This window comes from Pseudoalteromonas sp. 78C3, from assembly GCF_002836695.1.
GTDB classification, from domain to species: domain Bacteria; phylum Pseudomonadota; class Gammaproteobacteria; order Enterobacterales; family Alteromonadaceae; genus Pseudoalteromonas; species Pseudoalteromonas arctica.
In genome coordinates this window covers 1-14,305 of the sequence record NZ_PJAV01000076.1, presented here as the reverse complement: position 1 = coordinate 14,305, position 14,305 = coordinate 1, and the positions used below count along the sequence as shown (strand labels likewise).

13 protein-coding genes are annotated in these 14,305 nt (G+C 39.5%); 7 read left to right on the top strand and 6 right to left on the bottom strand.

Annotation, left to right across the window (positions count from 1 at the left end; translation table 11 throughout):
* Positions 1-101 precede the first annotated feature (101 nt).
* The 6 genes from CXF76_RS01390 (at position 102) to CXF76_RS01365 (ending at position 6,946) form a co-directional block, all read left to right on the top strand.
* Positions 102-1,172, top strand: coding sequence for an efflux RND transporter periplasmic adaptor subunit (locus tag CXF76_RS01390; protein ID WP_101162867.1), 1,071 nt, complete (start codon positions 102-104; stop codon positions 1,170-1,172).
* 10 nt (positions 1,173-1,182) lie between these two features.
* Positions 1,183-4,242, top strand: a complete 3,060-nt coding sequence (locus CXF76_RS01385; RefSeq protein WP_101162866.1) for an efflux RND transporter permease subunit — start codon at positions 1,183-1,185, stop codon at positions 4,240-4,242.
* 464 nt (positions 4,243-4,706) lie between these two features.
* Positions 4,707-5,486, top strand: coding sequence for an imidazole glycerol phosphate synthase subunit HisF (gene hisF / locus CXF76_RS01380; RefSeq protein ID WP_101162865.1), 780 nt, complete (start codon positions 4,707-4,709; stop codon positions 5,484-5,486).
* Positions 5,477-6,091 carry a bifunctional phosphoribosyl-AMP cyclohydrolase/phosphoribosyl-ATP diphosphatase HisIE gene (hisIE, locus tag CXF76_RS01375; protein ID WP_007580656.1) on the top strand — a complete coding sequence of 205 codons (615 nt, stop codon included), beginning with the start codon at positions 5,477-5,479 and terminating at the stop codon, positions 6,089-6,091. The genes hisF and hisIE overlap by 10 nt, the downstream gene beginning before the upstream one ends.
* A gap of 109 nt (positions 6,092-6,200) precedes the next feature.
* Entirely contained in the window at positions 6,201-6,755 is a 555-nt protein-coding gene (locus CXF76_RS01370; protein WP_101162864.1) for a hypothetical protein, read from the top strand.
* 2 nt (positions 6,756-6,757) lie between these two features.
* Positions 6,758-6,946: a DUF1289 domain-containing protein gene (locus CXF76_RS01365; protein WP_002960277.1), complete on the top strand. Its 189-nt coding sequence runs from the start codon at positions 6,758-6,760 to the stop codon at positions 6,944-6,946.
* A gap of 55 nt (positions 6,947-7,001) precedes the next feature.
* Here CXF76_RS01365 and CXF76_RS01360 read toward each other — a convergent pair whose 3' ends face one another.
* Entirely contained in the window at positions 7,002-7,535 is a 534-nt protein-coding gene (locus CXF76_RS01360; protein WP_101162863.1) for a gluconokinase, read from the bottom strand.
* A gap of 150 nt (positions 7,536-7,685) precedes the next feature.
* On the opposite strand from CXF76_RS01360, the gene gntU reads away from it, so the two are divergent.
* Positions 7,686-9,029, top strand: a complete 1,344-nt coding sequence (gene gntU / locus CXF76_RS01355; RefSeq protein ID WP_101162862.1) for a gluconate transporter — start codon at positions 7,686-7,688, stop codon at positions 9,027-9,029.
* 95 nt (positions 9,030-9,124) lie between these two features.
* Here the strand turns inward: gntU and gntR are convergent, their stop codons facing one another.
* The 5 genes from gntR to CXF76_RS20855 form a co-directional block, all read right to left on the bottom strand.
* The gene (gntR, locus tag CXF76_RS01350; RefSeq protein WP_101162861.1) at positions 9,125-10,135 is read right to left on the bottom strand and encodes a gluconate operon transcriptional repressor GntR; all 1,011 of its coding nucleotides are present in this window, start codon (positions 10,133-10,135) and stop codon (positions 9,125-9,127) included.
* A 205-nt stretch (positions 10,136-10,340) separates the two neighbouring features.
* On the bottom strand, positions 10,341-11,957 hold the full coding sequence (locus tag CXF76_RS01345) for a M56 family metallopeptidase (protein ID WP_101162860.1): 1,617 nt from the start codon (positions 11,955-11,957) through the stop codon (positions 10,341-10,343).
* Between the two features lie 11 nt (positions 11,958-11,968).
* Positions 11,969-12,349 carry a BlaI/MecI/CopY family transcriptional regulator gene (locus tag CXF76_RS01340; RefSeq protein ID WP_004586391.1) on the bottom strand — a complete coding sequence of 127 codons (381 nt, stop codon included), beginning with the start codon at positions 12,347-12,349 and terminating at the stop codon, positions 11,969-11,971.
* Positions 12,350-12,606: 257 nt separating this feature from the next.
* Positions 12,607-13,878, bottom strand: a complete 1,272-nt coding sequence (locus CXF76_RS01335) for an O-acetylhomoserine aminocarboxypropyltransferase/cysteine synthase family protein (protein ID WP_101162859.1) — start codon at positions 13,876-13,878, stop codon at positions 12,607-12,609.
* A 93-nt stretch (positions 13,879-13,971) separates the two neighbouring features.
* On the bottom strand, positions 13,972-14,100 hold the full coding sequence (locus CXF76_RS20855; RefSeq protein WP_269801298.1) for a hypothetical protein: 129 nt from the start codon (positions 14,098-14,100) through the stop codon (positions 13,972-13,974).
* Between the last annotated feature and the right edge of the window lie 205 nt (positions 14,101-14,305).

Sequence of the window (14,305 nt, the reverse complement as noted above, 5' to 3'; positions counted from 1 at the left end):
ACAGGTAAATTCGAAAATAAACACATTTACGCATTTTATAATTTTAAACCACACAAAAATGCCAACGATTAACACCGCACTTTTTATTTAAGGTAAGCAAGATGATCAATAAACGATGTTTTACTAAATTTAATTTTATTAGTATTGCGCTACTGTTTTTGTTAGCCGGTTGTTCAGATAGCGAAGTCAGCACTCAAAAACAAAAAAAGCCTCGTCCTGTTAAGTTAATAACCATTGATGATGGGTCTCAATCAAAAACACTCACCTACCCTGCCACTATAGATACAATAAACAGCTCAAAACTGGCCTTTCAGGTCAGTGGTAAACTAGAAAAGCTCAACGTTATTGCCGCGCAAAACGTAAAAAAAGGAGACGTAATAGCCGCATTGGAGCAACGTAATTTTGTTAATGAAGTTAAATCAAGCAAGGTACAGTTTGAAACGGCCGACAATGACTATCAACGTGGTTTACAGCTTGCAAAAGATGGGGTTATTTCACAGCGAGATATAGAGCAACTAAAATCTAAAAAAGAAGTAGCCGAATCACAGTATGACTCAGCGCAAAAAGCCTTAACGGATAGCACTATTGTTGCTCCTTATGATGCCATTGTTGCAGAAGTTCCGGTAAAGCAGCTTGAAAACATCAGTGCTGGGCAACATGTAGTTACCCTTTTTGGTAAAGGTGAAATGGAAGCGGTTGTAAATATTCCCGCTTCAGTTGTGGCTACGGTTGATTCTAAACAAAACAATTCAGCGACTGTTATTTTACAAGATGTATCGGCTCCCCCTATTGCTGCCACATTTAGACGTGCCAATTTAGAAGCCGATTCTGCCAGTCAAACCTATGAAGTACGCTTTTCGTTTGCTGTGCCCAATAACCTTAATATATTACCTGGCATGAATGCCAGCCTAAAAATAGAGCGTCAAACGAGTTCAACTGCTACACGACTGGCGGTACCTACCTTTGCCATTTTTGAAGAAAACGGCCAGCATTTTGTATGGACTGTTGACCAACAAACAATGCAAGTATCAAAAACACTCGTCACTATTGAACAAGGTATTGGCGAACAACTGATTATTACTGCGGGGTTAAAAGCAGGTGATGTGATTGTAGGTGCAGGTGCAAACTATGTGACTGAGGGTATGAAAGTACGTCCTTGGACTAAAGCATAGGAGCGCAGTAATGGATTTAGCAAAGTGGACAATAAATAATAAATTAATTAGCACTATACTCATCATTTTAACGCTTGGCTTTGGTTTTTCGTCATACAAAAACATGGCTCGGTTTGAAGACCCCGAATTTATAATTCGCACCGCACAAGTATTTGTTTCTTATTCAGGCGCGAGCCCGCTTGAGGTTGCTAAAGAAGTGACCGAGCCGCTTGAGCGTGCCATTCAAGAGTTACAAGAAGTCGATACTATATCGTCGACCTCATCAACGGGCTTATCTGAAATTAAAGTAGAAATTAAATCAGAATTTTCGCCAACCAAATCTGAGCTACAAGTTATTTGGACTAAACTCAGAAACAAAATTAACGATACTCGCCCAACACTTCCTCCTGGTACAGGGACCCCCAAAGTGTTTGATGATTATGGCGATGTATATGGCTTGAGTTATTTAATTACTGCCGAAGGTTACTCCCCCGATGAACTGCATGCCTATGCTAAAACGCTACAAAGTGACATTTTACAAGTAGACGGTGTAGCAAAAGTTGCCATGACGGGCGTACAACAAGAGGGGATATTTGTAGAAATAGCCCGAGAAGAGTTAGCTTCTTTAGGCGTGTCTATTAATAACATTTACGGTATTTTGGATGAACAAAACGCCGTATTGAGTGCAGGTAATACCCAAATTGGCGATCAACGTATTTTTATTGATCCCACCGGGGAAATAAACTCCGTTGATACCATTAAAAACCTACTGGTAAGTGCCAGTGCTAAAGGTAAAACCATTTACCTAAAAGATATTGCCAATGTATACCGCGGTTTTCAAAGCCCAGCAACCAAGTTAGTGCGCTACAACTCCAAGCCTGCCATATCACTGGGAGTTGCCAGTGTATTAGGCGCTAATGTGGTAAAAGTATTTGACCGCGTTGATGACAAAGTAAAGCAAACTGAAAACCTAAGACCGCTTGGCATCAGCGTGCATGAGTTTTATCACCAAGGAAAAGTGGTACAAGACTCTGTCGATAACTTTGTGGTTAATGTATTAGTGGCGCTGGTGATTGTCATGGTCACGCTGCTGCTATTTATGGGGTTACGCTCTGGGGTTATTATTGGTGCCGTGTTACTGCTAACTATTTTTGCGACCCTTGCTACCATGGACTTTAGCGGTATACCCATGCACCGTATTTCCTTAGGTGCGCTTATTATTGCCCTCGGTATGATGGTCGATAATGCGATTGTGGTGACAGAAGGAATTTTGGTAGGCACACAACAAGGGCGTAAAAAGTTAGACATTGCCAGTGAAGTTGTAAAACAAACTAAATGGCCACTACTTGGCGGCACATTAGTCGGCATTGTTGCCTTTGCACCTATTGGCCTCGCACCGGGCGATACAGCTGAATTTACCGGTCATTTATTTTGGGTTATTTTAATCTCTTTGTTATACAGCTGGTTATTTGCCATTACCCTAACGCCCCTGTTTTGTTATTGCTTATTTAAAGAACAAGATACCGATACCTCAGCATCAGTAAAACCTAATAAACTTATGGCGTTGTATCAATCGGTTGTGGTGTCGGCGCTTCATCATCGCTGGTTAACGGTTACTGTCGTGGTTGCCATGTTTAGTGTGTCTATGTGGGGTTTTCAATTTGTAAAATCAGGATTTTTCCCAGCTTCTACCACGCCGCAAATGGTGGTTGATTTTTGGTTACCGCAAGGCACCGATATTGAAAAAACCAAAAAAGACATGCTCAAACTTGAAGCGTTTGTAAAACAACAAAACGGCGTTGAAGGCATACAAACTCTTATTGGTGGCGGCGGATTACGTTACATGCTTATTTATGGCAGCGAATCACCCAACAGCTCTTACGGGCAAATTTTAGCTAAAGTCGATGATTATAAAAAACTAGATCAACTCTTACCTAGGGTACAAAACTTCATCGATAACAACTTTGTGGATGCGCAAGGCAAAGTATGGCGCTTTGTAATGGGCCCCGGTGGTGGCTCTAAAATAGAAGCCACATTTAAAGGCCCCGATCCGAGTGTACTAAGAGAGCTGGCAGCTAAAGCAAAAGCCGTATTAATTGAAGATGGCGGTGCGCTGTCAATTAAAGACACCTGGCGACAACGCATTAGTGTTATTGAGCCACAGTACTCTGCCATTAATGCACAGCGCGCGGGTGTAACGCGCAAAGCCGTTGCCGAAGCACTGCAACAAAACTTTTCAGGGCAAATCGTTGGCCAATATCGTGAAGGCGAAGAGCTCATTCCTATTATTGTCAGAGCGCCACAAAAAGAACGCGTAGACATAAACGATATTGGTAACATTCAAGTGCAAAGCAATATAACCGGTGAAACACTGCCCCTTGCTCAAGTCACCAATGGCTTTAAAACCGTATGGCGCGACGGCATATTAAAACGCGAAGACCGCGAATGGACCATAAAAGCTCAGGCCGATCCGCTGCCAGGCGAGCTTGCTTCTGAGTTGTTTAATAGAGTAAAACCTAAAATAGACGCCATTGAGCTACCACAAGGCTACCGCCTAGAATGGGATGGCGAATATGGTCAATCCAAAGAGTCTAATGAAATGCTCGCCTCAACCATTCCGCTTGGTTTTTTAGCCATGGTGTTAATAGTGATCGTGCTGTTTAACGCATTAAAACAACCTATTATAATTTGGCTAGTCGTGCCCTTAGCGTTAATTGGCGTTGTTTTTGGGCTGGTAACCACACAAATCCCATTAGAATTTATGGGACTGCTAGGCTTGTTATCACTCTCTGGTTTATTGATTAAAAATGCCATTGTATTAGTGGATCAAATGGATATGGAAATACGCCAAGGAAAACCACGCTATGAGGCCATTATCGATTCGGCAAATAGTCGTGTAAGGCCAGTAATGATGGGCACACTCACCACCGTACTAGGGGTAATACCACTATACTTTGATGCGTTTTTCCAATCGATGTCAGTGGTACTGGTGTTTGGTCTACTGTTTGCCACCCTACTGACTTTAATTGTGATCCCCGTGCTCTACGCGATATTTATGAACGTTAAACAAGGCGAACAAACAACTAATTAATACTAACGAAAAAAATTGGCCATGCTTAGTAAAAAGTCATGGCCAATTATTAAATCGCGACTATGCAATTTATAAAAAATTCCAGCCAACATTACAGACTTTTCAAGCACTTTACGAGGCTAAAAATTCCGGTCGAAACTGCTATCGATTTTCTAAAGAAACACGCTAATTTTTAGTATTTTATGAATTTAGTCTACGGTTTCAAGATTGCGCGTTTTTCCGGAATGAATTATCACTTTTAGTTCTAACTTTTGCCATTAACATACCGCAAGTTTTATTATATAGTGGAGCCAAGAATTCATTGCATAGTAATGCATTTAGATTCATTCATTAAATTAACTATTCATTTTTATTAAAAATATAACATATCAAGTGCAGTCTATGTGTCTTCTAATGAGTTATACCAATAACAAACGTAATAATAACCATATTACAATCCAGAATTTTAAAAACGAGGTAAGCGCATGTTATCAAAACGCATAATTCCTTGTTTAGACGTAAAAGACGGCCAAGTCGTTAAAGGCGTTAAATTTAAGGGCCATGAAATAGTCGGCGATGTTTTAACACTTGCTAAAGCGTACAGTGAAGCCGGTGCCGACGAACTGGTATTTTACGAGATCAGTGCAAGCGTTGAAAAACGATTACTCGATGTGAATTGGGTAGAAAATATTGCCCGCCATATCGATATTCCATTTTGTGTAGCGGGTGGCATTAAATCGGTAGCCGATGCAGCGCGCGTGCTTGAGCGCGGCGCTGACAAAATCAGTATTAACAGCCCAGCCATTGCCCGTCCTGAGCTTATAAAAGAGTTACACGATGAGTTTGGCAAGCAGTGTGTGGTTGTCGGTATTGATAGCTTTTACGATGAAACAACCGGTGAATACTTAGTGTATCAGCTTACAGGCGATCCTAATGCCTCAAGCCGTACTCGTTATAAAACCCAAGAGTGGGTTCAGCGCGTGCAAGACTTAGGCGCTGGCGAAATTGTTTTAAACTGTATGAACCAAGATGGCGTTCGTAATGGTTACGACAATGAGCAGCTGAGTAAAATTCGCGAGCTGTGTGATATTCCTTTAATCGCCTCTGGCGGTGCGGGTAGCATGCAAGATTTTGTTGATGTATTTAAACAAAGCAAAGTAGATGGTGCATTAGCCGCCAGCGTTTTTCATAAAAATGTGATTAACATTGGCGAACTAAAACAATTTTTAACAGATAACCAAGTGGCAGCAAGATTATGCAAGTAACACAACAAAACCAAGCTCAAGTCGATTTCGCTAAAAGTGAAATGATCCCTGCTATTATTCAAGATGCCCGCTCGGGTGTTATTTTAATGCAAGGCTTTATGAACAGCGAAGCACTAAACGTTACGCTTGAGAGTAATAAAGTGACGTTTTACTCGCGTTCAAAATCGCGTTTATGGACTAAAGGTGAGTCATCAGAAAACTACTTAAACGTAGTATCTGTGCATACCGATTGTGACTACGATTCAATTTTAGTACTTGCCAATCCAGAAGGTCCAACGTGCCACTTAGGCACACAAAGCTGTTTTGGTGATGAAGCAAAACCAAGTTTAAGCTTTTTAGCACAGTTAGAAGATGTGATTGTAGCGCGTAAAAACGACGACCCTGAAAAAAGCTACACAGCGTCATTATTTGCAAAAGACTTAAGCCGTAGTTGTCAAAAAGTAGGTGAAGAAGGCGTAGAAGTTGCCCTTGCCGCTATGAAACACGATAACGATGAGCTAACAAACGAGTCTGCTGATTTAATTTATCACCTTACAGTATTGCTACAACGCCAAGGCTTAGCCCTTGAAGATGTAGTTAAATGCTTGCAAGGTCGCCATAAATAGCACCTGCTAAAGCAAATTGAAAAAGGCTCATATCTTATGGGCCTTTTTATTTTTACAGTAAATCACGTGTGATATAGTGCGTGGCTAAATTAATCGGTTACTGTGAACTATGAAAAACTATATTACTCCTTCTATTGTCGCATTTATTTTAGTTATCGCGTTTATTTTAGCGGGCTGTACCAGCAAAACTAATCAGACTACAACTACAGCAACCACTACTACAACGAATCAGTCTGTAAAAACCACAGTAACACTCGATGAATGCAGCACCATAAATAACCTAATAAATGGTTATGAGTCTGGTTTTAATTCAATCAAAACAGATAAAGTAAATAACCAGTTTACTAATCAATGGCGTACTAATACTCATATTATTGAAGCAACCTGTACAGTTACTTTTAATAAGTCAGAGCAAACAAGCTACCAATGCCAAACACCTATTAATACACAAACGCAAACCGTAAAGTCTCATCAAAAACTGGCTAAGCAATTACGCCAATGCTTAACCAAAACAGGTTGGTTTGAAAGCCAAAAAGAAACAGCAAGTTCAATTTACAGCACCTTTGTACTTGATACTAAAACCCCTGTAATTACACTCTCTACCAATCAAGAAGGTAATGGGTTTTCTACTCGCTTTGAAATTGCTCCACCGTTAGGACTTTAATAATGCGCCAATTAAATCAAAACAAAAAACCATCTAAATTTAAAACCGATTGCCTAGGAATATGCGAAAGGCGCAGCGGTTACTGCACCGGGTGTGGGCGTACCAACGAAGAAATTTTTGATTGGATAATATTATCTGAAGATGAAAAAAAAGCGATTTTAGAAACACCACGAGCAGATGCTAACTCATAACAAATAAAGCCCCTAAAGGTTAAAAGTAACAGTTAACTGATTAACTAAAAACTTTTTACTTGTTGTAGCTATTCATTTTAGTTGCGCTAATACAGCTTTCGACTACTAGCTCGAATGAGTTATTAATATCTATATTTATAACATTGAGCTCATCTTCTTTTGGAACTTCTAGCGCATCAAATTGGCTTTTGAGTAAATCAACAGGCATAAAATGCCCTTTTCTGTCCTGCATACGGCTTTTAACCAGCTCAAAATCACCATAAAGATGTAAAAAGGTAATGCCTATATTTCCGTCACATATTTGTTCTCGGTATTTCTTTTTTAATGCAGAGCAGACTATTACCGCAATTTCATTTTTCTTTTCAATGCTAAATGCAGCATCACGTATTCTTTCTAGCCAAGGCACACGATCAGCATCGTTTAAAGGCTGCCCAGATGACATTTTTAATATATTAGCCTTGGGATGTAAGTCATCTCCGTCGATAAATTTAGCGCCAATGCGCTTTGCTAATGCATCACCCACACTTGACTTTCCTGTGCTTGAAACCCCCATTACAATATAAACACGACCTACATTTGTGTTACTCATGTATTTACCCTCGCCTTAATTTAATAATTAATTATTTTCAATGTATATATTATATTGAGTTACGGGTAACATGTTACCCGTAACAAATGCGAAAGTGAAGTTAAACACACACTAAACATCATAATTCACACTGAATATAAGTAGGGAAAAATGTCAGATTTATCATTAATACTAACCGCGGCAGGCTCCATATTTTTATTGCTTTTCTTAGTAATGAAAGTACGACTACATGCTGTCGTCTCTTTAATCCTTGTTTCTATGATTGCAGGATTATTCTCAGGAATGAGCCCTGAAATAATTGCCGCTACAATTCAAAAAGGAATGGCCGGAACGCTAGGCTTTGTAGCGGTGGTGGTCGCTTTAGGCGCGATGTTTGGCAAAGTAATGGAAGAAACCGGTGCGCTGGATCGTATTGCCCACACACTTTTACACCGTTTTGGAGAAAAAAACGCTAATTGGGCGCTTACCTTTACGGGCTTTATTTGTGCCCTCCCCCTGTTTTTTGATGTAGCCGTCGTACTTTTAATCGGTATTGTTTTTGCAGTGGTAAGAAAAGGCGGTGGCAGCGTTGTTAAAATTGGTATTGGGCTACTTGCTGGGATAGCGTCTTGTCAGGCGTTTCTTATTCCTGCGCCAGGGCCGATTTTGGTTGCCTCTCAATTAGGCGCTGACTATGGTTATATGATTTTATTTGGCCTTATTGCTGCCATACCGGCAATGATTATAGGAGGTCCAATTTGGGGCTCTATTATTTCTAAATCTATTCATGTAGAACTCCCACAGCACGAACAAATCGACGATAACCAAAGAGTGGGTAAAGGCACGCCTAGTTTTGGATTAGCATTAGGTTTAATTGCTCTGCCGTTAATTATGATTAGTTTAAATACTATTGGTAGCCGCTTTGTTGAAAAAGACTCTGATTTATATAATTGGTTAGCTTTTATAGGTCATCCATTTACAGCAATTTTAGTTGCCTGCCTAATGGCATTTTATTTGCTCGGCGCAAGGCGCGGTGTCCCTAATGCTAGAATCATGGAAATTTGTGGTAGTGCCTTACAACCTGCAGGAATTATTATTCTTGTCACTGGTGCCGGTGGGGTATTTAAACAAGTATTAGTTGATTCAAGAGTAGGTACGGCACTGGGTAATTACTTAGCTGGCTCAGGCTTACCGATTGTAATACTTGCTTTTGTATTATCAGCCGCTGTGCGGGTCATTCAAGGCTCAGCGACAGTAGCTATGCTTACAGCGTGTGGCTTAATTATTCCAATGCTTCAGCCTTTAGGCCTTGATGGAGCGCAGCTTGCCGCTGTTACCATCGCTATTGGTGGGGGCTCTATTGTGCTCTCCCATGTAAACGACTCAGGATTTTGGTTAGCGAGTCGCTATCTCGGTTTGAGCGAAATGCAAACTCTTAAAACATGGACGGTAATGGAAACCATTATTGGTACTGTTGGCGCACTTGTCGCTATGATTATTTCTCTGTTTTTGTAAAATTACAGTATGTAGAGTTATCATCACACACATAAAAATTACCTGAGCCTTTTGTTATTTAGGCTCAGGTAATTAAGCTCATGTAATTTGAGTATTTAAACACTTTTACCTAGATGAACTATATAACCAGTATCAATTACTTGCTTATAATTCATGCTAGTATCCAAATCGGAATTAATCCGGCTCAACAACTCTCTTCCCGCAACATTACCTATCTGATAACGAGGGGTGATCACACTTGCTAATTGAGGCACCATTGCTTGGCCAATATCATGACCATGAAAACCCACAACCCCCATTTGGCTAGGCACTAAAATGTTGTTTCGCTGGCACTCAAAAATAGCCCCAATTGCTAAATCATCATTAGTACAAAACAAACAGTCAGTATTTGGGTAGTCAGTACGCGCTTTTTGTAAAAGTTCAGCGCCTAAACTATAAGATGAAGCTTGATCAGTCATCACACTTTTAGGCGTAAAGCCTTTAGCTAACATAGCATCTGAATAACCTTGAAATTTTAGGCGTGTTCGTGCATCGAGCCTTGCACCTATATAAACAATATTGCAATAGCCTTTATTTAAAAGTGCTGTCGTCATATCAAAAGCGGCTTTAACGTTATCAAAACCAACCGCTTGCTGCATAGGAGAGTGATGAGTATCCATTATTTCAATCACAGGTACGCCTGACATTTCAATCATTTTTAGCGTTCTGTCTGTGTGTGTGGTTTCTGATAAAATTAAACCATCAACGTGGTACGACAATAAATACTCAACCCGTTTTTCTTCAATTTCAGGGTTGTAACCATAATGGGCCAACATTGTTTGATATCCTGCAGGCCCTGTCACATCTTCAATACCTCTTATAACTTGAGCAAATACGTGATTCGTTAACGATGGAACGAGTACACCAATAGAGTAGCTTTTAGCATTAGAGAGTAAATCAGGGGCTTTATTTGCAATGTAACCCAGCGTATCAATAGCTGCACTAATTTTAGTGCGAGTAGACTCTGATACTTTTTCGGGATTACGTAAATAACGACTCACCGTCATTTTGGTTACACCAACCGCATCGGCAATATCTTGAAGAGAAGAACGTTTGTTTTTTTTCATCACACACAATTAAATAAAATGTTACTTGTAACATACCAACTATTGTGAAAAATCACTACTTTTAGCCAATTTTATTTAGGTTATCACTAAGCGATTACCCAAGAGATTTAAATAACCTAGACCTATTTTAATGAATAAATCTGTATTTGTACCAATAACATTAAACAGAGGCTCAGATACTCCGAGCCTCATCGTAATTAAAAACTTATAGTAATCTCAACAATTGCGAACCAGGTAGGCCGCTTTGTGGTAATAACGCGGGGGTAACTGCAAATGCTTCTGGGATTTTACTTTTGATTTCATCCATCTTTTTACGGTTATTTTGTTTATCATAGACATAATATTTAAGAATATTTCCGTATACATCGTCTTTTGCATCAACCTGCTCTAGGGTTTTTAACGCTTTATCGTAATCATCAAGGTAAATATATGCCAGTGCTAAGTTATCAGCAGAGCCAACATGTAGTTTCCCTTCAAGCTGTTTTGATAAATCTTCAAGCTCTGCAACTGCAAGCTCATAACGCCCTAGTTGTATATACGCGGTTGCTAGTGAATTTTTTAAAAAGTAAGGCGGGTTACTACCAGGCTCATACCATTTTTCGTAAGCACTCAGTATATCTTCATATTGCTCAAGTTTAGAGTAAACGTGATCTAGCAGCCTAAAGCTTTGTAGTTTAATTTCAGCTTCTTCAAAACCAGCAAGTTTATCTCTATTTAAGTGCCATTGTTGTATGCCTTGCGCAGCTTGGTTTAACAGTTCAGGGTTATCACTTTTTGCCCCTGCTGCACTTTTAAGAAGCTGTGCAAGTTGTTGATTATATTCTTCACTTTTAATAGGAGCCTGAGACGTATTATTACTTTGCTGCTTGTTATCTGAACTACCATCTACAATTTGCGCTGCAGCTAAAGCACTAAAAGACATTGCCGCCGCAACCATAACCAAATATTTACTTTTCATTGTTTTTTCCTTGTTTAACATTTTGATCCTCTGAATATTAAAACTCTTAGAATGAGCAATATTCAAAAGTGGGGGGGTAAAAAAGTTAGGCGAGCTTTTAGCACTCTGCTCTTGTAGCAATAAACTAGCTAAATCCAATTGGTATTTACCTTTTAGCTTTTGCATACACAACTCATCACAGCTAAGTTCGAGTTGCTCTTTTGCTAAACCTGTTAACTTTAAGCAAATAGGATTCCACCAAAAAACGCTTTCTATAAAACAAATAAGCCACGTCCAATAAATATCACCTTGTTGTAAATGAGTTGCCTCGTGTTGAATGACTGAATCTAATTCTTCACGATTTACCATCGTCGACTCTAACCAAATAACAGGCTTTATTAACCCGGTAGCAAAAGCAGGTTCTGTATGGGTTGTTAGTCTAATTGGATACTGATTGTTAATGTGTTTAAGTTCAGGACTTGGCTTTGAGTTAATGTATAAATTTTTTATAAGCTTTACATATAAGCCCATGCGTAATAAAAACAATCCAAAACCAGCTAAAACTAAAACTATAAAAACATTATTAAGTGATGGCAATAAGTCCCATATACTCATATCGGTTTGTAATTCGTCCTTAGTTGCTACTTGTTCAGCATTTGGTATTAATGCTTTAACATCGGGAACCAATTGCGCCACGTTGAATGTGTAACGATTTGCCCCTTCAAATAAGGGTAACTGGGAAAAATATTGCCAAGGGACAAACCAACATGCCAAGGCAATCATTAAAATGTAAAAGTTTAATCGTGCTGGGGCATTTTTTAGCCCTTTTACTGTAAGCAAAATACATAAGCTAATAAGTGTGCAAGTTAGTAAATAATCCGTCATTACCCTCTCCTTTAATCTAACTTCTTATTTTTTAAAAGCGTTTGTAAATATTCTATATCTTCATCATTTAGCTTTTCTTCTTTGATAAAGTGGGCGATTAAACTACGAGAATTACCTTTAAAAAATCGTTGCATAAAACTAGGCATAGCTTGCCCCGATAATGTGTCTTGAGTCACGATAGTTCTAAAAACAATAGCTCGCCCTTCATGTCCACAGCGCTCAATCGCCCCTTTGTGTTCTAACCTATCTACAATAGTTTTAACTGTTGTATAGGCTACTTTTTTATCTTTTTGCTTATCAGCTAAAAGCACTTTATGTAGTTGACTCGCAGTACAGGGTTCTTCCTGCCAGAGCAGCTGCATAATATCCATTTCAAAATCACTAAGTTTCATTGTCGCTCCTATTACTACACTTGTAGTGGTACTGTTACAAATGTAGTAGTAAGTAATCTTAGTGTCAATACAAAATTGACATTTGAATGAAAAACAAACGATAGAAATATAAAATTCTTAGGGAGGTTTTATAAAAAAGGTACATAAAATAAGGGGGTATACTTGTTAATTGGTTTTAGAAAAACATAAAAAACGATAGTTTATTTTCAACTAACGCTTTTTATGCCTTAAAGTTTTTATGAAAGGTAGTGAGGTAACTATGCTTTATCGAGCGCTTGGCTTACATCGGCAATTATGTCTGCAATGTTTTCAATACCAACCGATAAACGGATTAAATCGCGACTTACACCCGCATTAGCAAGCTCTTCATCATTTAGTTGGCGGTGTGTAGTTGACGCAGGATGGCACGCAAGCGACTTGGCATCGCCAATATTAACTAAGCGTAAAATCATGTTTAGCGCATCAATAAAACGAGTACCCGCTTCTAGGCCACCAGCAATACCAAAGCTTAAAATACCCGATGCTTTACCACTGGTAATTTTTTGGCTCATTTCGTTATACGGGCTTGATTTAAGCCCTGCGTAATTAACCCAAAGCACTTTTGGATGATTTTCTAAATACTCAGCTAGCTGCTGTGCATTTTCGCAGTGGCGATCCATCCTTAAGCCTAACGTTTCAAGGCCAATTAAAATGTCAGATGCGTTTTTAGGCGCAAGCGCTGCGCCAGTATTTCTAAGTGGCACTACTCTACAACGTCCAATAAATGCAGCTTCAGCAAAGGCTTCGGTATACACCACATTGTGATACGACGGATCGGGCTCGTTCATCATTGCAAAACGTGTAGCATTCGCTTTCCAATCAAATTTTCCTGAGTCGACAATCATGCCGCCAATGGCAGTACCGTGCCCGTTTATATACTTTGTAAGTGAGTGAACCACTATATCGGCGCCTAGCTCAAATGGGCGGCATAGATACGGCGTAGCCACGGTATTATCAACAATAAGCGGCACACCTTTGCTATGTGCAATACGTGCTAAACGTTCAATATCAACAATATTACCTGCAGGATTACCAATAGATTCACAAAAAACAGCACGGGTGTTGTCGTCAATTGCATTCTCGAACGCGGTAAAGTCATCGGCTTTAATCATGCGCGCTTCAATACCTTGCCTAGGTAGTGTATGAGCAAATAAGTTATACGTACCACCATATACTTGGCTGGTGCTTACAATATTAGTACCGACTTCACACAAACATTGAATAGCATACGTAATAGCAGCCATCCCAGAGGCAACAGCCAGCCCACCAATGCCCCCTTCCATCGCGGCAATACGTTGTTCAAGTACTGCATTGGTTGGGTTCATTATGCGGGTGTAAATATTTCCAGGTACTTTTAAATCGAATAAATCAGCGCCATGCTGCGTGTTATCAAATGTATAAGAAGAAGTGTGATAGATAGGCACGGCTGCCGATTTGGTCGTAGGCTCAGATTCGTAACCGTGGTGTAGTGCTAATGACTCTAATTTCATAATTATTTCCTTCAATTAATTTACCACTAACCTAGCACTTCTTGGTTATAAAATGCACATGAAATATATTAAAAGATGTTGAGGTGATTTGATTTAAGTTGAAGGCGGATAAGAGCGATAACCGGACATTGAGATTTGCTTAATATCGTCGTTAATTGATTCGTTAAACTGCTCTTTGCGCATATATTCATTAAAATGAGCGCTGCGCGCATATTGGTTCATTTAACTCTACCTAAAAATTTTAGAAAACTTAATGATAGTAATGCCTTAGGTTATTTGTTAAAACATATAATGTGGATAAATGAGCGTGGAGTCGGCAGCGATGAGCGTATTATTAAATTGTTGAACTAAGCCGCTACGCGGAGATCCTATTCTGACCATTTGAGCCACACTTACCTTGGGGTTATCCCATATTTGGAGGTAAGTC

Excerpts from the sequence above, each read along its gene's own strand:
- CXF76_RS01360 (WP_101162863.1), bottom strand. The coding sequence starts at position 7,535 with ATGAGTAACACAAATGTAGGTCGTGTTTATATTGTAATGGGGGTTTCA.
- CXF76_RS01365 (WP_002960277.1), top strand. The coding sequence starts at position 6,758 with ATGCGCCAATTAAATCAAAACAAAAAACCATCTAAATTTAAAACCGAT.
- CXF76_RS01390 (WP_101162867.1), top strand. The coding sequence starts at position 102 with ATGATCAATAAACGATGTTTTACTAAATTTAATTTTATTAGTATTGCG.
- hisIE (WP_007580656.1), top strand. The coding sequence starts at position 5,477 with ATGCAAGTAACACAACAAAACCAAGCTCAAGTCGATTTCGCTAAAAGT.
- CXF76_RS01340 (WP_004586391.1), bottom strand. The coding sequence starts at position 12,349 with ATGAAACTTAGTGATTTTGAAATGGATATTATGCAGCTGCTCTGGCAG.
- CXF76_RS01370 (WP_101162864.1), top strand. The coding sequence starts at position 6,201 with ATGAAAAACTATATTACTCCTTCTATTGTCGCATTTATTTTAGTTATC.
- CXF76_RS01385 (WP_101162866.1), top strand. The coding sequence starts at position 1,183 with ATGGATTTAGCAAAGTGGACAATAAATAATAAATTAATTAGCACTATA.
- hisF (WP_101162865.1), top strand. The coding sequence starts at position 4,707 with ATGTTATCAAAACGCATAATTCCTTGTTTAGACGTAAAAGACGGCCAA.
- CXF76_RS20855 (WP_269801298.1), bottom strand. The coding sequence starts at position 14,100 with ATGAACCAATATGCGCGCAGCGCTCATTTTAATGAATATATGCGCAAA.
- gntU (WP_101162862.1), top strand. The coding sequence starts at position 7,686 with ATGTCAGATTTATCATTAATACTAACCGCGGCAGGCTCCATATTTTTA.
- CXF76_RS01335 (WP_101162859.1), bottom strand. The coding sequence starts at position 13,878 with ATGAAATTAGAGTCATTAGCACTACACCACGGTTACGAATCTGAGCCT.
- CXF76_RS01345 (WP_101162860.1), bottom strand. The coding sequence starts at position 11,957 with ATGACGGATTATTTACTAACTTGCACACTTATTAGCTTATGTATTTTG.
- gntR (WP_101162861.1), bottom strand. The coding sequence starts at position 10,135 with ATGAAAAAAAACAAACGTTCTTCTCTTCAAGATATTGCCGATGCGGTT.